Source organism: Streptomyces sp. NPDC048484 (assembly GCF_040651415.1).
Taxonomy (GTDB): domain Bacteria; phylum Actinomycetota; class Actinomycetes; order Streptomycetales; family Streptomycetaceae; genus Streptomyces.
The window spans coordinates 1-21,121 of sequence record NZ_JBEZJY010000088.1; the positions used below are offsets into that span (position 1 = coordinate 1).

Here is a 21,121-nt window from a genome sequence, read left to right on the forward strand (position 1 = left end):
CGCCGGACGGGCTGGAATTCCAGCCCGTCCGGCGATTGAGGACGAGGGGTTCGGGCGGGCGGGGGCGGAAGAAACCCTAAGCCGAGGGCCAGGCGTCGCCCCAGGACGCGCTCCGGGCCTCCTTGTAAAGGGCCCCCTGCCGCTTCGTCACGGTGGAGCGGCTGAGCACCTCTTCCACCGCACACAGATCCAGCAACACCTGCCCCTTACGGATCTGCGGCCGCCGCACCACCCTCGACGCGACCGGAGTCACCGGAAAACGCGTCGCGGCGACATAGCTGAACTTCTCGTCCTCGTACGCCAGTGAGCCGCCCTTGACCTGCCGATGCAGAGAGGACCGGCTGACCCGCGCAGAGAAGTGGCACCAGTCCTCGCCGGGAACGATCGGACAGGCGGCGCTGTGCGGGCAGGGCGCGGCGACCTGGAATCCGGCGCCGATGAGCCGGTCACGGGCCGCGATCACCCGGGCGTACCCGTCCGGCGTACCGGGCTCGACGACCACGACGGCCTGCGCGGCGGCCGCGGCGGCGTCCACGACGGCGGCACGGTCGGCATCGGTCAGCTCGCCGAGAACGTACGACACGGTCACGAGGTCGGCGCTCTCGATCGCGAGCGCCGCTCCGATCCGGGCGCGCTGCCACGCGGCGGACCTCAACAGCGGGCTGCCGGCGGCGAGTTCACGGCCGAGGGCGAGTGCGGGTTCGGCCCAGTCGAGCACGGTCACCGGCCGCTCCTCGGGCCAGGTGGCGTTCACGGCCCAGGTCGCCGCGCCCGTGCCACCGCCCACGTCGACATGGCTGCCCGGCACCCACTCGGGCACGACGTCCGCGAAGGCGTCCAGCGCGGCCCGTACGGCCTCGAAGGTCGCGGGCATCCGGTAGGCGGCGTACGCGGCCACGTCCGCGCGGTCGCGCAGGATCGGGGCGTCGGTCGGGGTGATCCCCCGGTAGTTGGCGATCAGCCGGTCGACGGCCTGCGCGGCCACCTTCGGCGGCAGTCCGTCGAGCAGCCCCGCAAGGGCCGCGCGCAGGGTCTCAGCTGGGGAAACGGGGGCGGTCACGAGGGGAGTCTACGAGCACCGCCCGCGGAACAGCGCACCGCTCACGCTCCGCGGACCGCCCTGGCCAGCCGGGTGGCCGCCGCCGCCCGGGGTCCGTGGTCCGCGGGCCGGCGGCGCGGGTGGACCGTGTTCGCCAGGAGCACCAGGAACGTGTCCGTCGACGGGTCCATCACCAGGGACGTACCCGTGAAGCCCGTGTGGCCCAGGGCTCCGTGACCGGCGAGCGCACCCATGAACGAGGGCTGGTCCAGGGCGAAACCGAGGCCGGGCGGCGAGAGGAGCAGTTCGACGTAGTCGGGGCCGAGGATCCGGGCGGTGCCGTAGGAGCCGCCCGCCAGCAGGGTGCGGCAGAAGACCGCGAGGTCGCCCGCCGTCGAGAAGAGCCCGGCATGACCCGCGACTCCGCCGAGCGCCCACGCGTTCTCGTCGTGGACCACGCCCCGCAGCATGCCCCGGTCGGCCTTGCCCCAGGGCCTTCGCTGGTCCTCCGTCGCGGCCGCGCCCGGGCGGGGTCCGAAGCCGGTGGCGGTCATACCGAGCGGCCGGGTGATGCCGTCCCTGACGAGGACGTCCAACGGGCTCCGGGTGATCCGTTCCAGGACCTGCTGCAGGAGGAGCATGTTGAGGTCCGAGTAGCCGTACGCGCCGCCCGGCGCCGTCACCGGTTTCTCGGAGCGCAGGAGGGCGAGCCGTGCCCTGTCGTCCGGGCAGTCGTACAGCGGGAGTTCGGGCCGCAGCCCGGAGGTGTGGGTGAGCAGGTGCCGCACGGTGATGCCGTACTCGGCGGCCGCGGTGAAACCCGGCAGGTACGCCGCGACCCGCGCCTCGATGCCCAGCGTGCCGCGCTCCAGTTGCTGCACGGCCGCGACGCTGGTGAAGAGCTTCGTGAGGGACGCCAGGTCGAAGGGCGTGTGCGGGGTCGCCGGCACCCATTCCCGGCGCGGCAGTTCGACCGCCGCGTCCGCCTCCTCGTCGTACGCGCAGTAGCGCACGGCCCAGCCCGCCGCCTCCTGGACGGCGATCACGGGCCCGCGCCCGGCGACCAGTACGGCGCCCGGGGCCCAGGGCCGGTCCCCGTCGGTGAGCCGCCGGAACTCGCGTACGAGACGGTCGAGTTCCTCGGGGTCGAGCCCGGCACGCTCCGGTGTGCCGCGGCGCAGTCTCGGCGCGCTCAGCTCCCTGCTCCCTTCGCGTCCGTCGGTTTCGCGTCGGTCGGTTTCGCGTCGGTCTGTTTCCGCCAGGGACGGCACAGTGCCATGAAGCAGCCGACGGCCACCAGTGAACACACGAGCTGGACGACGGCCATCGGAACGGCCGTGTGCTCCCCGGCGACGCCGACGAGGGGCGTGGCGATCGCGCCGACGAGGAAGGAGGAGGTGCCGAGCAGGGCGGACGCGGAGCCCGCGGAGTGCCGGGTGCGCATCAGGGCGAGCGCGTTGGTGTTGGGCATGCACAGACTCATCGCCGACATGAGGACGAAGAGTCCGACGGCGATCGGGACAAGACCCACCTCGCCGAAGACACCGGTGGACATCAGGAGCAGCGCGGCCGACGCGACGGTGATGACCGCGAGGCCGACCGCGAGCACCTTGTCGAGGCTGACCCGGCCGACGAGGATCTTGCCGTTGATCTGGCCGACGAGCACGAGGCCGACGGAGTTGACGCCGAAGAGGAGGCTGTACGTCTGCGGGGAGGCGCCGTAGATCTCCTGGATCACGAACGGCGAGGCGGAGATGTACGCGAAGAGCGCCGCGAAGGCGAAGCCGCCCGTGAGCATGTAGCCGGTGAAGACGCGGTCGGCGAGCAGTCCGCGCATGGTGCGCAGGGCTTCGGCGGTGCCGCCGTCGTGACGTCGCTCGGGCGCGAGGGTCTCGGGCAGCAGCCGCCAGACGACGACGGTCAGCACGATCCCGATGACGGTCAGGACGTAGAAGACGCCCCGCCAGTCGGTGATCCGCAGCACCTGCCCGCCGAGGAGCGGCGCGAGGATCGGCGCGACCCCGGAGATCAGCATGAGCGTGGAGAAGAACCGCGCCATGTCCACGCCGTCGTACAGGTCGCGTACGACAGCCCGCGCGATCACGATCCCGGCGGCGCCTGCGAGGCCCTGGAGCAGCCGGAAGGCGACGAGGAGTTCGACGGTGGGCGCGAGGGCACAGACGGCGGTGGCGAGGATGTAGACGATCAGCCCGGCGATCAACGGCCGTCTGCGGCCCCACTTGTCGCTCATCGGTCCGACGACCAGCTGCCCGAGCGCCATGCCGGCGAGGCACGCGGTGAGCGTCAGCTGCACGGTGGCCGCGGACGCGTGCAGCGCGTCGGTGACCTCCGGAAGCGCCGGGAGGTACATGTCCATGGACAGCGGCGGTACGGCGGTGAGACCGCCGAGGATGAGCGTGACCAGCAGCCCGACGGAGCGGCGGGCGCCCGGCGGCGGTAACGGCGGCGCCGCGGCGGCGATCGTGCTCTCCTCGGTCACCACCGCGCTCGGGGTGTGTCTCTCCTGGCCGTCCTGGTCCCGCGTGGTGCTGCCACGCTCGGGCATGAGCCCCTCCCTGTCCGTGTGATCCGCCACCTATGCTCTCAGCTCGTACGGGTGATCTCGTACAGGTGGTCGAAGCCGTCGAGGTCGTCGAGGGCGTGGAGCGAGGGGTCGGGATGGCTGAGGAACGCGTGCGGTGGGGTGTGCTGGCGACCGGTGGGATCGCCGCGGCGTTCACCGCGGATCTGATCGATCTGCCGGATGCCGAGGTGGTGGCGGTCGCATCGCGCACCGAGGAGTCGGCGAAGGGATTCGCGGAGCGGTTCGGGATAGCGCGGGCGTACGGCGACTGGGAGTCTCTCGCGGCGGACGAGGACGTGGACGTCGTGTACGTGGCGACACCGCACTCGGCGCACCGGGCGGCGGCCGGGCTGTGTCTGGAGGCGGGGCGCAACGTGCTGTGCGAGAAGGCGTTCACGCTGAACGCGCGCGAGGCCGGGGAGCTGGTCGGCCTCGCGAAGAAGCGCGGCAGCTTCCTCATGGAGGCCATGTGGATGTACTGCAACCCGCTGATCCGGCAGCTCAAGGCGCTGGTCGACGACGGGGCGATCGGTGAGGTCCGCACGGTGCAGGCCGACTTCGGCCTCTCGGGACCCTTCCCTCCCACCCACCGGCTGCGCGATCCGGCACAGGGCGGCGGTGCGCTCCTCGACCTCGGCGTCTATCCGGTGTCGTTCGCGCAGCTGCTGCTCGGTGAGCCCTCCGACGTGACGGCGAGAGCGGTGCTCTCCGAGGAGAGCGTCGATCTCCAGACGGGCCTGCTGCTCTCCTGGGAGAGCGGCGCCCTGGCTTCGCTGCACTGCTCTCTGGTGGGCGGCACCTCGACCTCCGCCTCGGTCACCGGCTCCGAGGGCCGCATCGACATCCCGTACGGCTTCTTCCACACCGACCGCTTCGTGCTGCACCGCGACGGCCGCGACCCGCAGGAGTTCACGGGGAGTGCGTCCGACGGCACCCGCGCCAGTCTCAAGCACGAGGCCGTCGAGGTGATGCGCTGCCTCCGGGCCGGCGAAACGGAGTCCCCCCTGGTCCCCCTGGACGGTTCCCTGGCCGTCATGCGCACCCTCGACGCAGCCCGAGCCCAGGCAGGCGTCACATACCCAGGAGAAATCGCCTGACCTGTCAGGGGCGCGCCCCCAGGGGCGCGCTCTCAAGGCCGCGCTCTCAGGGGCGCGGGGAACTGCGCGACCAGCCACGTCCGACCCGCGGCCGACCAACCACCCGCAGTCCCCCCGCCCCTCCCCCGCAAACGCAACCCCGGGCGGAGCCCTACGCCGGCTTCAGCCCCTGGTCACCGACCTCGGTCACGAACGACGCCGCGGTCGTGATCGCAGCCCCAGGCGTGGTCACCGCGGCCACCGTCTTGAAATCGGCCCGCGCGGACTCCCTCCCGAGCCGCACCGTCGTATAGCCCCGCCGCCCGTTGTAGAACTTCAGATGCGGGTTGGCCGCCATGTACGTCTCCCAGTTGGCCGGCTTCTCCGTCCCGTCGCGCCCACTGGTGATCGAGGTCGTCACGATCTCCGTACCGAGCGTTCTGGACGAGGGGTCGTCGAAGTCGTCCTTGATGTCGAAGGCGTACCCGACGTGGACGTCACCGGTGAACACCATCAGGTTCTCGATGCCGGCAGCCTCCGCACCGGCCAGCACCCGCCCCCGCGAGGCCCGGTAGCCGTCCCACGCGTCCATGGACACCCGGGACGGCACAGCCAGGTCGAAGTGCCGCTGGGAGAAGATGACCTGCTGCGGGACGACGTTCCACAGTGCCTGCGAGGCCTGCCACCCGTCGAGCAGCCACCGCTCCTGTGCCTCGCCGGTGATCGTGCGCGCCGGGTCGTCCGTCTCGGGCCCCGGGACGTCCGCCCCGTCTCCGTACGCCTGGTCCGAGCGGTACTGCCGGGTGTCGAGGATGTCGAACTGCGCGAGCCGGCCCCAGTTCAGCCGGCGGTACATCTGCATGTCGGGGCCGTTGGGCCGCTGCGGGCGGCGCAGCGGCAGGTTCTCCCAGTAGGCGCGGTATCCGGCGGCGCGGCGCAGCAGGAACTCCTCCGGCGGTACGGAGTTCTCGGGTATGTCGTCCGCGTAGTTGTTCTCGATCTCGTGGTCGTCCCAGGTGACCACGAAGGGGTGGGCGGCGTGCGCGGCCCGCAGGTCGGGGTCGGTCTTGTAGAGGGAGTACCGCAGGCGGTAGTCCTCCAGCGTCACGGTCTCGTGGTTGAAGAGGTCGGGCAGCACGCGGTCGGTGTAGTTGCGGGCGCCGCCCACGGAGTCGACCGCGTACTCATAGAGGTAGTCGCCGACGTGGAAGACCACGTCGACGTCGTCCTCGGCGAGATGGCCGTACGCGGTGAAGTACCCGTCGTGGTAGGCCTGGCAGGAGACTGCGGCCAGTCTCAGTTCGTCGACCCGCGCGCGGGACGACGGCGCGGTGCGGGTACGGCCGGTCTCGCTGACCCAACTGCCCGCGCGGAAGCGGTAGTAGAAGACCTGGTCGGAGTCGAGGTGTCCGACCTCGACGTGCACGGAGTGGTGGAACTCGGGGTGGGCGAAGGCCGCCCCACGTCTGACGATGTGCCGGAACCGATCGTCGCGGGCCAGCTCCCAGCGCACTGTGACGCGTTCCGGCGGCAGCCCGGAGTCGGCCTGGTACGGGGTCGGGGCGAGCCGGGTCCAGAGCAGTACGGAGGTGGCCTGCGGGTCGCCCGAGGCGACGCCGAGGGTGAAGGGGTCGTCGGTGATCTTCGCCGCGTCGAACTCGGCGGCGCCCGCCACTCCCGCGGTCGGCAGGTTGGTGGCGAACGCGAGTACGGCGGCCGCGCCGGTGACGGTGAAGAAACGGCGGCGTCCGAGGTGACGGGCGGCGGCGCGGAGTTCGGGGGCGTGCTGCGACGGTTGCTGGTGGCCTGCGGGTGTCATCTGGCCCTCCCCTGATGGTGGTTGTACAAGGCATTGGAGTGGCCAGGGTCAACGGTGGGCTGTCACGTACACAACAGTCAGATGTCGGACGGATGAGTTCCGAACGGCGGACACGGCGGGTCGTCAGCCGCCCTCCCGTACGCTGCGGGGCCATGAACGCCAACCCAACGAAGATCGCGATTGTGACAGGTGCGGGTTCCGGTGTCGGCCGTGCCGTGGCCGTGGAACTGCTGCGGACCGGTTGGTCGGTGGCACTCGCCGGCCGCCGCGCGGAGCGGCTGGAGGAGACGGCGGCGCTCGCGAGGGCGGCCCTCGCCGAGGCGTCGCCCGGCACTGACGAGGGGCCGGCCGGGAAAGAGAGCACGTCGTTGTGTGTGCGCACCGACGTCTCACAGCCCGAGGAGGTGGCCGCGCTCCTCGCCGCCACGAGGGACCGCTTCGGGCGACTGGATCTGCTCTTCAACAACGCCGGCACCTTCGGCCCCGGGGGTGTGCCGTTCGAGGAACTGCCGTACGACGCCTGGCGGCACGTGGTCGGCACGAATCTCCACGGGGCGTTCCTGTGCGCGCAGGCGGCCTACCGGCAGATGAAGGAGCAGGACCCACAGGGCGGAAGGATCATCAACAATGGCTCGATCTCGGCGCACACGCCCCGCCCGCACTCGGCGGCGTACACGGCGACCAAACACGCGCTGACCGGCCTCACCAAGTCACTGTCCCTGGACGGGCGGCCGTACCGGATCGCCTGTGGCCAGATCGACATCGGCAACGCGGCGACCGACATGACCGAGCGGATGCAGACGGGAGCGCTGCAGGCGAACGGGGAGATGGCGCCCGAGCCCGTCATGGACGTCGCCGACGTGGCCCGCACCGTGCGCCACATGGCGGAGCTGCCCCTGGAGGCGAACGTGCAGTTCGCGACGGTGCTTGCCAGCGGGATGCCTTATGTGGGGCGGGGATAGCTCCACACCGGCGGGGCCGTGCCGGGCGGGGCCGTGCCGGGCGCGAGGCGGGGTGCGGTGATCTGCACAATCGGAACGGATCAGTCCGATCCACCCGAACGGCGGCGCGGGCAAGGGCTCGGGCGACCATTCGGTGCGACGGTGGGCAGGCGCGTACGCGCCAAAAGGGAACGTACGTGTGCGGACATGCGAGGAGTGACGGGAACCGTGACCTCTTTCGACCGACGCGATCTGGGACTGCTGCTGCTCCGCCTCGGTACGGGCGGAGTGCTGGCGGCACACGGGGCCCAGAAACTCTTCGGCTGGTTCGGCGGCGGCGGACTCTCCGGGACCGGCGAGTTCATGGAGTCCGTGGGTTACGCGCCCGGCAGGGCGAACGCGGCCGCGGCCGGTCTGGCGGAGGCGGGCGGCGGCACGCTTCTCGCACTGGGCCTCGCGACCCCGGCGGCCGGAGCGTCCGCGGCCGGAGCGATGGCAGGAGCCGCCGCGGTCCACACGCCGAACGGCTTCTTCGCGCAGAGCGGCGGCTACGAACACGCGGCGTCCCTGGGCCTCATGGCGACGGGCCTGGCCATCGCGGGCCCCGGCCGGATCTCCCTCGACCACGCTCTGGGCCACACGGTCAACCGGAACTGGATGGTGCCGGTCGCCCTCGCGGGGACGGCCGCGGCGACGCTGGCGGTGGTGGGGGCACGGTACGCGCGGGTGAGACGCCAACTGGAGGGCGAGCAGGTGGCGTTGTTCGACGAGGAAGGCGTGGCCCACGGCTCGTAGGCCGCAGCCCCGCTCCCCTCACCCCTCACCCCGCGGACCGGCGTTCATGGGAGCCTGAGCGTCATGAGCGACGACGATCTCTGGGAATCCATCGGTCACCTCCAGGACTGGCTGACACGGACCCAGCCGGCCCGCCCTCCCGAGGAGATCCTGCTCCTGCGGATGCTGAAGCTCTCGGAGGAGGTCGGCGAGGTCGCCGAGGCGGTCATCGGCGCAACCGGCCAGAACCCCCGCAAGGGCACGTCGCACACCTGGGACGACGTCCGGTCGGAGCTCTGTGACGTGATCATCACGGCCGCGGTCGCACTGCGAACACTCTCGCCCGACGCCCGCGAGGTCTTCGCCGCGCACTTGGCACGCGTGACGGACCGGGCGGACACGGGCGGGACGGACGGGACGGACGGGACGGACCAGAAGGACGGGACGGACCAGAAGGACAGCTGACCCGGCTGTCCGACCGCGGGTTCCCTGTGCGGGTTCCTTACACGGGCTCCCTACGCGGTTTCCCTACGCGGGCGTACGCGTGAACCTGAGCGTCGAGGTGACCGTCGTCAGTCCGCGCATCATGCCCAGCTGGTTCCAGCTCAGGCCGAACCGCTCCCGGTCGACGGTGAACTCCGTGGTGAGCGTGAGCGCGTCGGCACTCGACTCGGTGACCCTGGCGGTGGCGGACTGCGGCCGGCTGACACCTCGGACGGTCAGCTCGCCGTTCACCTCTAGGGTGTCGTCCTGGCGGAGCACGGCGTCACGGATGGCGAAGACGAGGGACGGGTGCCGCTCGGCGTCGAAGAAGTCGGCGCCGCGCAGGTGCGCGTCGCGCTTGGCGTTCTTGGTGTCCAGGGACGCGGCGTCCAGGGTGACAACGCCGCGGGCGGTGCCGTCGGGCTGGACCTCGCCCTCACCGGTGACACCACTGAAGGCGCCCTTCACGGTGACCATGCCCCACATCGTCTTGTGCTCGATGGCGACGGCGGAGCGGACGGCGTCGAGCTGCCACAGGCCGGTTTTCACAGCGACGGTCATGGGACTTCTCCTGACGAACTGACGGACTCATGGACTCATGGACTGATGACTACGGACGAGACGACCCGAGCATTAATCCAAATTTGGATGACCCCACGCTAGCCGGTCATCCAAAAATGGACAACCGGTAGACTGTTACATCGTGGCCGCCTCTCCCTCCCCCGCCGACGAGTCCTCCTACGAGCCGCCCGGCGCGGACGGCCCGCAGGAGGACGGCCTGCTGCCGCCCGAGCTGCGTTCCTGGATGCGCCTGCTGGCCGCGGCCGGGGCGATCGAGCAGCAGCTGCGCTCTCGGGTCAAGGACGCCATGGGGGTCTCGCACGACGAGTTCCTGGTGCTGTGCCTGCTGGCCGACCAGCCGGGCTCCAGCCTGCGGATGACCCGGATCGCGGAGCTGCTGGGCCGCCCGAAGACGCGGCTGACCTACCAGGTCGCCTGTCTGCAGCACGCGGGGCTGATCAACAAGAACTCGGCGTGCGGCGACCGGCGCGGCATCGAGGTGGCACTCACGGACAAGGCCCACCGCCTGCTGAGCGAGTCCGCGGGCCCGCTGGCGGACGCCGTCTCACAGGCCATCGCGCAAACGGCCTGCGCCCAGCACTACACGCAACTGCACGACCTGCTGCCCGCCACCCCGGACGCCGACGGTCGTACCGAAGGCCATCGCGCCGAGAAGACCGGGTGACGGCCGCCGGGCGCCCTCGGGGTGAACGGCGGGGGCGGCACGTTGCCGGACTCGGTGAGCTGCGGCATCCCCGTCCAGGTGGGACGAGGAGGACGACACGCGACGGAACGCCGGCGAGTGACGTTCCGCGACTCGTCAACTACCGCTGCACGTGGCCCCGTTGAGAACAAAGGTGGCCGGAGCCGAACTGTTTCCCGTGTGGTTCGCCTGATAGCCGATGCTGACGCTCGCGTTCGCCGCGATCGTGCCGTTGTACGTGGCGTTGGTGGCCGTCACCGTGCCGCTCGCCGGGGAGTACGTGGCGCCCCAACCGTTGGTGATGCTCTGACCGGACGGCAGGGTGAAGCCCAGCTTCCAGCCCTCGATGCGGGTGGTGCCGGTGTTGGTGATCGTCACGGAGCCGGTCAGACCCGTACTCCAGGCGCTGGTCGTGGCGGTCACCTTGCAGGCGCCCGGCTGGGGCTGGGGCGCGGGGCCGGAGCTGTCCAGGCCGAAGAACGTGAGGGCGCGGGCCGCCATGCCGTTGGCGTACAGGTTGTGGCCCACACCTTGCAGGCTGATCGCCTCGACCGGGGCCCGGCCACCGGTGGCGCCGTAACGCGTACGGGTCCAGCCGGACTGGGGCGAGTCGGTGGCGGCCGGGGTCTGGCTGACGCCCAGCACGTCGGTCCACTGCTTGATCTCCTCCCCGAAGTTGGGATAGCGCAGTACGTCGTCCTCGGTGCCGTGCCACACCTGCATACGCGGCCTCGCGCCGGTGTAGCCCGGGTAGGCCTTGCGTACCAGGTCGCCCCACTCCCGCGGGGTGTGGATCACGGTGCCGCCGGAGCACGCGCTGTTCCACTCGGAGCCGTCGGTGGTGGCGAAGCAGCCGAACGGCACACCCGAGAACGCGGCGCCCGCCGCGAACACGTCCGGATAGTCGCCCAGCAGGACGTTCGTCATCATCGCGCCGGAGGAGATGCCGGTGGCGAAGACACGGCCGGTGTCGGCGGAGTACGTACGGGTCACCCAGTCGACCATCGACTTGATGCCGACCGGGTCACTGCCCCCGCCCCGCGTCAGCGCCTGGGACGAGGAGACGTCGAAACACTTGCTGGCCCGGGTGACCGACGGGTAGACGACGATGAACCCGTAACGGTCGGCCAGTGAGGCGTATTCGGTGCCGGAGTACATCGCCGGGCCGGAGCCCGTGCAGTAGTGCACGGCCACCACGACCGCGGGGTTCGCGGTGACGCTGTCCGGTACGTAGAGGTACATCTGCAGGTTGCTGGGGTTGCTGCCGAAGCCGGTGACCTCGGTGAGTGCCGCGGCGGGAGCCGCAGTGGAGGCTGCGGCGGGGGCCGCGGTGGAGGCCTCTTCGGCCGCCTCGCGGGCGAAGGCCCCGGGTGCGCTCAGGAGTATCGTCGCGAGCAGGGACAGCAGTACTCCGAAGAGCACTGCGGGCCCCGAACGTGACGGTCTCCGCACGCTGTTGCTGTGCACAGTGTTGCGTCCAGTGGCGGACATGTCCGTCCCTTCCGGATCACGGCTGTGGGGATGACGCGGTGAAGCGGCACCACGCGACAGGGCCGGCCGCATGGCATGCTCATGACTGTCGTGGAAGCGCTCCCACAGGGCGAGACCGAAACCGGCCACTGCCCACTGCAAGGCTCGGACGGCAAGGCTCAGACGGCGGACCAGCCGTTGTCGACCGGGAGGATGACACCGTTGACGTTGCTCGCGGCGTCGGAGGCCAGGAAGACGATGGCTGCCGCCTGTTCGTCCGCGGTGGCCGTGCGGCCGGCGTTGCCCATGTGCCGCATGACGACGGACGGTCCGTGCGCTTCCCTGTCCACGTCGACCTGGATGCCCGTCACCGTGCCACCCGGGGCGATCGCGTTCGTCCGCACTCCCTCGTCGCGGTACATGACGGCGAGGGACTTGGTGAGGCCGGCCACGCCGTGCTTGGAGGCCGTGTACGCGGCGCCGGCGGCGCTGCCCCGCAGGGACGCCTCGGAGGCGGTGAACACGATCGCGGCGTTGCCGCTCGCCAGGAGATGGGGCAGCGCGGCCCGGCTGAGCAGGAACGGCGCGGTGAGGTTGATCCGCAGAACACGCTCCCACTCGTCGTCCTCGGTGTCGGCGGCGGCCGACATCCTGTCCATGACGCCTGCGTTGTTGACCAGTACGTCGATGCCTCCGAAGGAACCCACGGCGGTGGCGACGACCTGGTCGACGACCTGCTGGTCACTGAGGTCCCCGATCACGGTGACGGCGGTGCCGCCGGCCTCGGAGATCTCCTCAGCGACCGCCTTGGCAGCGTCGGCGTTGAGGTCGGCGAGGACGACGCGGGCCCCCTCCGCCGCGAAACGCAGGGCGGCGGCGCGGCCGATTCCGGAGCCGGCCCCGGTGACGACGACCGACCTGCCGGACAGTCCTGTGGTGCTGCTGGTGATGCTCATCAATGGCCCTTTCTGGAGGTCTCCTCGGGCGCGGTGGCCCGATGTCGTACGTGTACGGCGAACAGTGCGCGTGCCTTCCGGGCCGCCTCGGTCTGTTTCTGTTGCCTGACGCGTCAGGTACACCAGATGCACAGGTCCGCCAGGTCCGCCAGGCCTCAGCCGATCGTGATGTGCCCGGCCCGAAGGGCGCCGATGACGCCGGGGCTGACCGAGTTGACCCTCGCGCCCCTGTCTCCCCATGACTCCCCAGGCGGAGCTGGCGGCCTGGACCCGTACCAGGTTGGCCTGCTTGGCGAAGCTGTAGGCGGCGCCGCTGTGCGGGAAGTTGGCCGGGGCCGCGAGCGGGAGGTCGAACAGGCGGCCGGCACCTCGTCGCGCGAGGACACGTCGACCACGATGCTGCTCCCCGGCATGACCACTCCTTCTCCCCATTTCCCGCTTGGGGAATCACTATCCATCACATGTTGTTTATCCGACAAGTGCTGGAAAGGATAAGCTCGGACCATGGCTGCGCATTCCATGGATCCCCGCACCCGCCGCTCCCGCGCCGCGCTGGAGACCGCCCTGCGGGAACTCATCGCCGAGCGCGACCTCAGCCAGATCGCGGTCTCCGACATCACGAAGCGCGCGGGCGTCAACCGGTCGACGTTCTACGAGCACTACACCGACGTGCACGATCTGGCCGCGGCCGCGTGCACGACGGTCTTCGACGGGCTGGTGGCGGCCAGCCCGATGGCCGTTCCGCCGCTCAACGCCGAGGGCAGCCCCACGGTCGACCTGCTGCCCGACCTGTTCGCGCACGTCGCCGAACACGCCCCGCTCTACCGGGCCCTGCTGGGCGACGACGGCAGCGCCCGCGTCATCAACCACCTGCTGCATCGCATGGCGGTCGCCGCCCACGTCCGCCGCGTCCCGGCCGGCGCGACCGCCCCGCCCGAACCCGCCGTCGAGGACCCGGTGGACATCCCCCACGATCCGGCCGCCGCGTTCGTGGCGGGCGCGGTCCTCGGCACCGTCACCGACTGGCTCCGCCGCGACTGCCCCGGCACCCCCGAGGCGATGGCCACCGCGCTCTGGCCCCTGATCATCGGCGCCGCGACAGCGGCCGGCTGGGGAACGGAGGACCCCCGGGCCAAGGGGCCGGGCCTCACTAACCTCTGATCTCGAACCCGGTGAACGCCCCCCTCAGGAGCTCCTTCACCGCTGGGCGCCGGTACTCAAATCCGCGTAGACCGATATCTGAACGGCCAGAGCCACGACCGCCGCACACTCGACGAGCGAGACAGCCAGCAGTGCCGCGGAGGTCCGGCCCGCCACCCAGAAGACGGTGAGTGCGGCCAGCGACGCGCCACAGAACGTGAGCAGGTCGACGAAGAGTTGCAGCCACTTACGGGACCGGCGACGACGGTCACTGCGGTGCGCCACCTCCCAGCCGAACACCCCCGAGCCAAACGCCCCCGGTCCGAACTCCCCCTGCCGGAACGGTGTCACCGCCGCGAGCCGAGGGGTCAGTTCCGTGCTCACATAGCGGCCTATCGCCGAGATCTTCTGGTCGTTGACCAGATAGGTCCAGCCGAGTATGAGACACACCGGAGGCAGCAGCAGAAGAAGGGCGACGCGTGCCGGCCCCTGCAGAGCCGCGGCGATCACCGCGGCCATGGCCGCCAGGGTGGCGTAGAGCAGGTTGTCCCGGAATCCGATGCGTGCCTTCTGTTCGTCCTTCACCTGCGCGTACTCGATCAACAACAACTGGCTGACACTGACGCCCTCGTGCTCGGTGTCCGGCACGGGCCCTCCTTCTCAGAGTCGGTCTCTCTCACCCTGAGGATGCGGCTGCGCACACCCCGCGAAACGGGAGAACGGGGAAGCCGGGCTTCGCGTCCGCATTCGGTCCGGAAATTCTTCGAAACATTCGAAGCCGAACTTCCCCATTCGTGATCTCCATTCATCGAACATCACTTCAGGATTCGACCCGTAGGAGTCCAGAGGGCCATCACCAGGCAATATCATGCCCACCGATACGCCATCTTCTACGAATGTTTCGCAATCATGGGCGAAACTATTGACGCTTGGCGGGTACAGGTCAACACTGCTCGATCAAACCCCGCCCGTGGAAGACGGAGGAAACCCGCACATGAACCTCACCCCCGCACACCCGACGAGCCGCAGGCAGGCCTGCGCCATGCTGCTGGGCGCCGCGACCGTGCTGGCTCTGCCCGGCACGGCCCGTGCCGACACAGTCATCACCACGAACCAGACCGGCACCAACAACGGCTACTACTACTCGTTCTGGACCGACGCGCAGGGCACGGTCTCCATGAACCTGGGCTCCGGCGGCACCTACGGCACCACCTGGAGGAACACCGGGAACTTCGTCGCCGGCAAGGGCTGGAGCAACGGCAGCCGCAGGACCGTGCGCTACTCGGGCGCCTTCAGCCCGTCCGGCAACGCCTACCTGTGCCTCTACGGGTGGACGTCCAACCCGCTGGTCGAGTACTACGTCGTCGACAACTGGGGCACCTACCGGCCCACGGGAACGTACAAGGGCACCGTCACCAGCGACGGCGGCACGTACGACATCTACCAGACGACGCGTTACAACGCCCCGTCCGTGGAAGGCACCAGGACCTTCAACCAGTACTGGAGCGTCCGGCAGTCGAAGAGGACCGGCGGCACCATCACCACCGGCAACCACTTCGACGCCTGGGCACGGGCCGGAATGCCGCTCGGCAGCTTCAGCTACTACATGATCCTCGCGACCGAGGGCTACCAGAGCAGCGGCAACTCCAACATCACGGTGTCGGCATGAACACCAGCACCGGCACCGGCACCCGAACACGTCTCGCGTCACGTCCCCTGTGGGCGACCCTGACCGCCGTCGCACTGGCCGCCGCGGGCACCCTCACCGTCAACGCCGCCCCCGCGCAGGCCGCCGCCTGCAACGGGTACGTCGGGCTCACCTTCGACGACGGCCCGTCCGGCAGCACACCGGCCCTGCTCAGCGCGCTCGGGCAGAACGGGCTGCGGGCCACGATGTTCAACCAGGGCCAGTACAGCGCCGCCAACCCGTCCCAGGTACAGGCCCAGGTCAACGCCGGTATGTGGGTCGGCAACCACAGCTACACCCACCCGCATCTGACCCAGCTCGGCCAGTCGCAGATCGACTCGGAGATCTCCCGCACCCAGCAGGCGATCGCGTCCGCGGGCGGCGGTACGCCGAAACTGTTCCGGCCGCCGTACGGCGAGACCAACTCGACGGTGAAGGCGGTCGAGGCCAGGTACGGTCTCACCGAGGTCATCTGGGACGTGGACTCGCAGGACTGGAACGGCGCCGGCACCGACGCCATCGTCCAGGCCGCCGGGCGGCTCGGCAACGGCCAGATCATCCTCATGCACGACTGGGCCGCCAACACGCGGGCCGCGATCCCCCGTATCGCCCAGGGCTTGACCGCCCGCGGCCTGTGCGCCGGAAAGATCTCCCCGCAGACCGGCCGCGCCGTGGCCCCCTGACACATCGACCTGGCGCCCCCTGTACGAGCCCCGCGCGCCTTGCGGTTTCGGTCCGCCGAACAAGGGTCCCTGACCAGCGCTTGAGCTGGTCAGGGACCCTTGCCGGCAGACGATTCGGGCTGTACGCCGGAGAGAATCACCGCAACGCCACGACCTGAGGCGACGGCGACCAGCCCATAGGCCGCGCCAGCCGTCTCGCGTTCGGTTCACTCCTCGTTCCCGTTCGCGACACGTCTACCAGGCAGCAGTGGACGAGGGCCGCGACCGGCTGCGGGTCGGCTGTCGCGACCTGCCCGCCACCCACCGAGAGGTGGCGGGCGAGGTAGCGTTCCGGCTCGCAGCGTGCCTCGTAGAGCGCGATCAGGGCACCCCGGCCGGGGAAGCGGACGACCTGTACGCCCCTTCCCCACGATCAGCAGAACCACCGCTCAGCGCGCCGCTCCCGAACCTCCCTCGGGGGGTACCGGGTCCGAGCCGTTGATGGTCAGCCCGAAGAACCTTCCGCCCTGGAGCACCGGCCCATTCTGCACGCCTCCGCTGATGGTGTTGTGCACCGTGCCCGACGGTTCCCTGCCGTCGTCCGGTGCGATCTCCGCCAGCAGCGACCTCAGTTCGTCCGCGGCTCCAGAATCAGCCTGCAGCGCACGCCGCAGACGCGTTCGCCAGACCGCCTCGATGTCCGCCAAGGCGTCTTCGTCCTCCGCCTCACGAGCCGCCGCCAACTCGCCGCGCGACAAGCGCAGTTCCTCATCAACGGCACGCTCATCGCCGCCCCGGGCGAAGAACCGCGTCAGCCGGTCACGCACCTGGGCCCATGTCTCCGACACCATGAGCCCCACCAGCGTGCTGGCCCCAGACGCCGCCAGCGCCGCCAACTCAGCTTCCACCGAGACCCCCTGCATCCATACGCTGCTGAACCCGTAGCAGCCACGGTAGAGAGGCCTCAAGAGCTTGAGTAGTCCACCACTCATCGATGAGAATCACCGCAACGCTACGATCTGAGGCGATGGCGGACCTTCCGGGCAGGCCGGACCCGCTCGCTTCTCATCTGCGGAGACAGGTTGCCGATGCGTCTGCACCCGGAGGAGACCGAGGCCGTTGACTGGCGGGCGGTGACCGTGCTCGACGCCGTCCGGCAGCTGCGCGATGCGTCACTCGACGTCACCGGACGTCCGCGGGTGATCGCGATCGATGGCCGGGGCGGCGCCGGCAAGACGACCCTGGCCGAGCGGCTGCGCGAGGCGGTGCCCAACTCCGCCCTCGTGCACACCGACGACATCGCCTGGCACCACGCCTACTTCGACTGGGGCGCCGTGCTCGTCGAGAACATCCTGCAACCCCTGCACCGGGGTGAGGCGGTGGACTTCCGCCCTGATGCCTGGATCACCCATGACCGGCCCGGTTCGATCGCCGTCCCCGCCGGCGCCGACTTCATCTGGGTCGAGGGCACCGGCGTCATCCGAGAAGAGCTTGCCCCGTGGTGGGACGCCTCGGTGTGGATGCAGGGTGACCTCGATGAGCAAGAGCGCTTGTCGGCCGTCCGCGACGGTGACTCCCCCGAGCAGTTGGAGCACGTGGCGAACTGGCTGCTGGAGGAACGGCCGTTCATGGTGCGAGAACAGCCGTGGGCCCGAGCCACCGTGATCGTCGCCGGCCCTCCGCAGATCGACCACGACCCGGACACCGAGTTGGTCGTAGCCCCGCCGACCAGCCGTTGGGCAGGCCGCCCCCGCCGAGTTCCGCCCGGTGGCTGCGGGTGAAAGGCCCGGTGCCGATGATTTCTGGTGCCGTCCGAAAATGGGGGTAGGTCCTATGGCGTATCTACACGCTCAGGAAGAGGGCGGTCGGTGGCATGGATGAGGCTGCCCGAAATCAGGACTCGCGGCTGGACGACAGTGAGCTGGTCACCGTGTCCGCCGCCTATGAGGGCGCTTCCGCCGACATCGCCCAGGGCCGCGCCCTGGCCCGGGACTTCCTTGAGCGCCTCCAGGCGGTCCACGGTCTGCCGGTGTCCGCCCGCGCGCTCGGCGCGGTGCAGCTCGTGGTCAGTGAGCTGCTGACCAACTCCATCAGACACGCCCCCGGACCCTGCCTGCTCGATCTCACCCTGACCCGGGGCAGCATCACCATCACGGTCTGGGACAGTGTCCCGGCGCTGTTCGTGGCCCGAGCAGCAGACCCGGGCCGGGTGGGCCAGCACGGACTGGAGATCGTCATGGCCGTCTCCCAAAGCTTCGAAGTGCACCGCGAACCGGTCGGCAAACGCACCACCGCCTCGGTCATGCTCGCCGACGACCCCGGCGGCGATGTCACCGGGCACCACCCCTGACCCCCGTACAGGCAGCTCGGAAAGTAGTGGTAGAGGGCCTGCACGGTCATGCCAAGACTGCGGGGCCCCAATCTCAGGGACAGGCCGTGCGGCCCGCGCTCGGCCATGTGACGCTCAGCGGCGTGCACGATCTCCTAGGTTGCGACGGCCCGGCGTCTCTGGCGCAGGGAGGGCACGACAGTCGCATATCCGTCTGCGGACATGCAGTGATCTCAAGACGATCGACCAGACGGCTGATCTGACGGCCGACCTGGCGGGCCATCAGGAGACTGCAACCTGTCCGAAAAATCTAACAGTGTCAGGTAAATCTCCTCCTGCCAAACATCCCGTTGTCTCACTAGCGTTGTCCATGCGACGAAGAGCGCGGCACCACGCCCTTTCTGACGGGGCGAAGGAGCTCTACGACGCATCGCGTCGGCTCCCTCCCGGCCACCTCCCTCGCCTTCAGAGAACGTTCAAGGAGATCACCCATGTTCGAACGCTTGGCCGAATTGGCGATTCGCCGATCCCGGCTGGTCCTAGTCGTCACCGTCGTGGCCCTGGCCCTCATGGGCGTGGCAGGCGCGGGCGCCTTCGGCAAGCTGAAGGGAGGCGGCTTCGACGACCCCGCCTCCCCGTCCACCCGAGCAGCGAAGGTCATCGACGAGAAGTTCGGCGGCGAGACCAACCTCGTTCTGCTGGTCAGCTCCACCGACGGCCGCGTCGACACTCCCGCCGCCGAAAAGAGCGGCCTGGTCCTGGTGGCCGACCTCAAGAAGGACAAGCGGCTCAGCAACATCGTCTCGTACTGGGAAACGAGCAGCCCCGACCTGCGCTCCAAGGACGGCCGCGAGGCCATGGTGCTCGCCCATGTGAGAGGCGACACCACGGAGCAGCGGGAAAACTCCATCGAGATCCTCGACGACTACAGCGGCACCTACAAGGACACTCTCACCGTCGAGGCCGGAGGAGGCGCCGCCGTAGGCGCCGACCTGTCGAACCAGGTGGTCGAGGATCTGATCCTCGCCGAAGCGATCGCCATACCGCTGACCCTGATACTGCTCATGATCGTCTTCGGCAGCGTGGTCGCGGCCCTGCTGCCGCTGGCCATCGCGATCATCGCCATCATGGGCTCATTCGCCCAGCTCTACCTGTTCGGCAGCATCACCGACGTCGCCGACACCGCGACGAACCTCACCACCGCCCTGAGCCTCGGACTGGCCATCGACTACGCCCTTCTGATGGTCAGCCGCTTCCGGGAACAGCTCGCGGCCGGAGCGAGCGTGGACGACGCCATCCGGCGCACGGTGACCACCGCGGGCCGCACGGTCGCCTTCTCCGCCGCGACCGTCGCGGCAGCCCTGGCGGCGCTTTTGGTGTTCCCGCAGTACTTCCTGCGCTCGATGGGCTTCACCGGTGTCGGGGTCGTCGTCATCGCCGCCCTCAGCACCCTGTTCGTGATGCCGGCCCTGCTGAAGGTTCTGGGTCACCGGGTCAACAGCGGTCGGCTGCCGTGGGCGAGGTCGCAGCGCTCCGACAGCTCCCGCACACCTCTGTGGGGACGGGTGGCGCGTAACGTCATGCGGCGGCCCGTGATCACGGCACTGCCCGTCGTCGCCCTGCTGCTGTTTGCGGCGAGCCCCCTGCTGAACATCACCTTCGGCACGCCGGACGAACGCGTGCTGCCCAAGGACGCCGAGAGCCGCCAGGTCTCGCAGGTGCTGCGAGAGAACTTCGGCGGCAGCGAGGACTCGGCCCTCCACATCGTCATCGGCCAGTCCGTGGACAAAGCCCCACTGGCGTCGTACGCGGGTCAACTGGCCGCGCTCAAGGGCGTCGAGCGTGTCGAGACCAGCGCGGGCATCCACACCGCGGGACAGTCCGCGGCGACCGGCCCGGCCAACCCCGCCCTCGGCCGGCCCGACGCTCAGCAGATCAGCGTGGTGAGCAGCTTGACGCCGAAGTCGGAAGCGGCCGAGAGCCTGGTCAAGCAGGTGCGCTCGGTCACCCCGCCCGCTGGGGCCCACCCCCTGGTCGGGGGGAATGACGCCATACTCGTCGACGCCAAGAAATCCATCGCCGACAAGCTCCCCCTGGCCGTGGCCCTGATCGTCCTCACCACCTTCCTGCTGCTCTTCCTGTTCACCGGCAGCATCGTGCAGCCGCTGCGCGCACTGGCCCTCAACCTGGTCAGCCTGGGAGCCACCCTCGGCGCGATGACCTGGATCTTCCAGGACGGCAACCTGTCCTCCTTCCTCGGCTTCACCGCGCAGCCGATGGAGATGACGATGACCGTGCTGATGTTCTGCATCGCCTTCGGCCTCTCGATGGACTACGAGGTCTTCGTCACCAGCAGGATCAAGGAACTCCACGACCAGGGAGCGGACAACGAGACCGCCGTGGTCAACGGTCTCGGCCACACCGGGCGCATCGTCAGCGCGGCTGCCCTCCTGCTCGCGGTGAGCTTCTTCGCCTTCGGCACCGCCAAGCTGAGTTTCATGCAGATGTTCGGCCTGGGCAGCGGACTGGCCATCCTCATCGACGCCATCGCCGTACGCGGCGTCCTCGTTCCGGCCACGATGCGCCTGCTCGGCGGCTCGGCCTGGTACGCGCCCGGCTTCCTGCGTAAGTTCCATGCGCGGTACGGCCTCAGCGAAGGCGACCCCGAACCGACGTCCGCACCCGAGCCCGCGGCCGAGGCTCCGACACACACGAAGAACGTGACCAGGGCCTGACCGGCCTGGTACCTCGAATCTCGAATCTCGAACTCGATCACTCACGTCGGTAACCGCCATACACGCAGGCGGCCTTCGGCTGGTCGTGGGCGACAGCTGGAGCGGGGGGGGGGGGGGGGGGGGCCCCCCGCGCGCCCCCCCCCCCCCCACAAAGACAAAACC

The 21,121-nt window shown here is 69.8% G+C and carries 20 protein-coding genes and 1 pseudogene; 11 read left to right on the plus strand and 10 right to left on the minus strand.

What is annotated here, in order from left to right; all coding sequences use genetic code 11:
* Window positions 1–76: 76 nt before the first annotated feature.
* The 3 genes from AB0D14_RS43150 to AB0D14_RS43160 are packed head-to-tail and all read right to left on the minus strand — an operon-like array spanning window position 77 to window position 3,605.
* Window positions 77–1,060: a small ribosomal subunit Rsm22 family protein gene (locus tag AB0D14_RS43150; RefSeq protein WP_362790481.1), complete on the minus strand. Its 984-nt coding sequence runs from the start codon at window positions 1,058–1,060 to the stop codon at window positions 77–79.
* A gap of 41 nt (window positions 1,061–1,101) precedes the next feature.
* Window positions 1,102–2,235: a serine hydrolase domain-containing protein gene (locus tag AB0D14_RS43155; protein WP_362790526.1), complete on the minus strand. Its 1,134-nt coding sequence runs from the start codon at window positions 2,233–2,235 to the stop codon at window positions 1,102–1,104.
* Window positions 2,232–3,605, minus strand: a complete 1,374-nt coding sequence (locus AB0D14_RS43160; RefSeq protein WP_362790484.1) for a Bcr/CflA family multidrug efflux MFS transporter — start codon at window positions 3,603–3,605, stop codon at window positions 2,232–2,234. Before AB0D14_RS43160 ends, AB0D14_RS43155 begins: the two co-directional genes overlap by 4 nt.
* A gap of 113 nt (window positions 3,606–3,718) precedes the next feature.
* Between AB0D14_RS43160 and AB0D14_RS43165 the strand changes: the two genes are divergently transcribed.
* Complete coding sequence (locus AB0D14_RS43165; protein ID WP_362790529.1) at window positions 3,719–4,720, plus strand: Gfo/Idh/MocA family oxidoreductase; 1,002 nt, start codon at window positions 3,719–3,721, stop codon at window positions 4,718–4,720.
* 151 nt (window positions 4,721–4,871) lie between these two features.
* On the opposite strand, the gene AB0D14_RS43170 is transcribed toward AB0D14_RS43165, so the two are convergent.
* Window positions 4,872–6,518 carry an alkaline phosphatase D family protein gene (locus AB0D14_RS43170; RefSeq protein WP_362790486.1) on the minus strand — a complete coding sequence of 549 codons (1,647 nt, stop codon included), beginning with the start codon at window positions 6,516–6,518 and terminating at the stop codon, window positions 4,872–4,874.
* A 152-nt stretch (window positions 6,519–6,670) separates the two neighbouring features.
* Between AB0D14_RS43170 and AB0D14_RS43175 the strand changes: the two genes are divergently transcribed.
* The 3 genes from AB0D14_RS43175 (at window position 6,671) to AB0D14_RS43185 (ending at window position 8,698) form a co-directional block, all read left to right on the plus strand.
* A complete protein-coding gene (locus tag AB0D14_RS43175) occupies window positions 6,671–7,480 on the plus strand; it encodes an SDR family oxidoreductase (RefSeq protein ID WP_362790489.1) in 810 nt (269 codons plus the stop codon).
* A gap of 207 nt (window positions 7,481–7,687) precedes the next feature.
* On the plus strand, window positions 7,688–8,254 hold the full coding sequence (locus AB0D14_RS43180; protein WP_362790491.1) for a DoxX family membrane protein: 567 nt from the start codon (window positions 7,688–7,690) through the stop codon (window positions 8,252–8,254).
* A gap of 63 nt (window positions 8,255–8,317) precedes the next feature.
* Window positions 8,318–8,698, plus strand: coding sequence for a MazG-like family protein (locus AB0D14_RS43185; RefSeq protein WP_362790494.1), 381 nt, complete (start codon window positions 8,318–8,320; stop codon window positions 8,696–8,698).
* Between the two features lie 63 nt (window positions 8,699–8,761).
* Here the strand turns inward: AB0D14_RS43185 and AB0D14_RS43190 are convergent, their stop codons facing one another.
* Window positions 8,762–9,277 carry a YceI family protein gene (locus tag AB0D14_RS43190; protein ID WP_362790497.1) on the minus strand — a complete coding sequence of 172 codons (516 nt, stop codon included), beginning with the start codon at window positions 9,275–9,277 and terminating at the stop codon, window positions 8,762–8,764.
* A 244-nt stretch (window positions 9,278–9,521) separates the two neighbouring features.
* Here AB0D14_RS43190 and AB0D14_RS43195 point away from each other — a divergent pair, with 244 nt between their 5' ends.
* Window positions 9,522–9,962, plus strand: coding sequence for a MarR family transcriptional regulator (locus AB0D14_RS43195; protein WP_362790531.1), 441 nt, complete (start codon window positions 9,522–9,524; stop codon window positions 9,960–9,962).
* 135 nt (window positions 9,963–10,097) lie between these two features.
* Here the strand turns inward: AB0D14_RS43195 and AB0D14_RS43200 are convergent, their stop codons facing one another.
* Both AB0D14_RS43200 and AB0D14_RS43205 read right to left on the minus strand, forming a co-directional pair.
* A complete protein-coding gene (locus AB0D14_RS43200) occupies window positions 10,098–11,471 on the minus strand; it encodes a PHB depolymerase family esterase (RefSeq protein ID WP_362790500.1) in 1,374 nt (457 codons plus the stop codon).
* Window positions 11,472–11,629: 158 nt separating this feature from the next.
* On the minus strand, window positions 11,630–12,406 hold the full coding sequence (locus AB0D14_RS43205; RefSeq protein WP_362790503.1) for an SDR family NAD(P)-dependent oxidoreductase: 777 nt from the start codon (window positions 12,404–12,406) through the stop codon (window positions 11,630–11,632).
* A gap of 504 nt (window positions 12,407–12,910) precedes the next feature.
* On the opposite strand from AB0D14_RS43205, the gene AB0D14_RS43210 reads away from it, so the two are divergent.
* The gene (locus AB0D14_RS43210) at window positions 12,911–13,567 is read left to right on the plus strand and encodes a TetR/AcrR family transcriptional regulator (RefSeq protein WP_362790506.1); all 657 of its coding nucleotides are present in this window, start codon (window positions 12,911–12,913) and stop codon (window positions 13,565–13,567) included.
* A 36-nt stretch (window positions 13,568–13,603) separates the two neighbouring features.
* Here the strand turns inward: AB0D14_RS43210 and AB0D14_RS43215 are convergent, their stop codons facing one another.
* The gene (locus AB0D14_RS43215) at window positions 13,604–14,194 is read right to left on the minus strand and encodes a hypothetical protein (protein ID WP_362790509.1); all 591 of its coding nucleotides are present in this window, start codon (window positions 14,192–14,194) and stop codon (window positions 13,604–13,606) included.
* 346 nt (window positions 14,195–14,540) lie between these two features.
* Between AB0D14_RS43215 and AB0D14_RS43220 the strand changes: the two genes are divergently transcribed.
* Together AB0D14_RS43220 and AB0D14_RS43225 are read left to right on the plus strand one after the other, a co-directional pair.
* Complete coding sequence (locus AB0D14_RS43220) at window positions 14,541–15,215, plus strand: glycoside hydrolase family 11 protein (RefSeq protein WP_362790511.1); 675 nt, start codon at window positions 14,541–14,543, stop codon at window positions 15,213–15,215.
* Complete coding sequence (locus AB0D14_RS43225; protein ID WP_362790514.1) at window positions 15,212–15,916, plus strand: polysaccharide deacetylase family protein; 705 nt, start codon at window positions 15,212–15,214, stop codon at window positions 15,914–15,916. Before AB0D14_RS43220 ends, AB0D14_RS43225 begins: the two co-directional genes overlap by 4 nt.
* Before the next feature lie 428 nt (window positions 15,917–16,344).
* Here AB0D14_RS43225 and AB0D14_RS43230 read toward each other — a convergent pair whose 3' ends face one another.
* Window positions 16,345–16,803 (minus strand): hypothetical protein, encoded by a 459-nt coding sequence (locus AB0D14_RS43230; protein ID WP_362790517.1) that lies wholly within the window; start codon window positions 16,801–16,803, stop codon window positions 16,345–16,347.
* Window positions 16,804–16,983: 180 nt separating this feature from the next.
* Between AB0D14_RS43230 and AB0D14_RS43235 the strand changes: the two genes are divergently transcribed.
* Together AB0D14_RS43235 and AB0D14_RS43240 are read left to right on the plus strand one after the other, a co-directional pair.
* Window positions 16,984–17,676 carry a hypothetical protein gene (locus AB0D14_RS43235; RefSeq protein WP_362790520.1) on the plus strand — a complete coding sequence of 231 codons (693 nt, stop codon included), beginning with the start codon at window positions 16,984–16,986 and terminating at the stop codon, window positions 17,674–17,676.
* A 92-nt stretch (window positions 17,677–17,768) separates the two neighbouring features.
* Window positions 17,769–18,245, plus strand: a complete 477-nt coding sequence (locus AB0D14_RS43240; RefSeq protein ID WP_362790522.1) for an ATP-binding protein — start codon at window positions 17,769–17,771, stop codon at window positions 18,243–18,245.
* 14 nt (window positions 18,246–18,259) lie between these two features.
* On the opposite strand, the pseudogene AB0D14_RS43245 reads toward AB0D14_RS43240, so the two are convergent.
* A pseudogene (locus AB0D14_RS43245) lies at window positions 18,260–18,448 on the minus strand (helix-turn-helix domain-containing protein); the annotation flags it as partial.
* 267 nt (window positions 18,449–18,715) lie between these two features.
* On the opposite strand from AB0D14_RS43245, the gene AB0D14_RS43250 reads away from it, so the two are divergent.
* Complete coding sequence (locus tag AB0D14_RS43250) at window positions 18,716–20,959, plus strand: MMPL family transporter (protein WP_362790524.1); 2,244 nt, start codon at window positions 18,716–18,718, stop codon at window positions 20,957–20,959.
* Window positions 20,960–21,121: the final 162 nt, after the last annotated feature.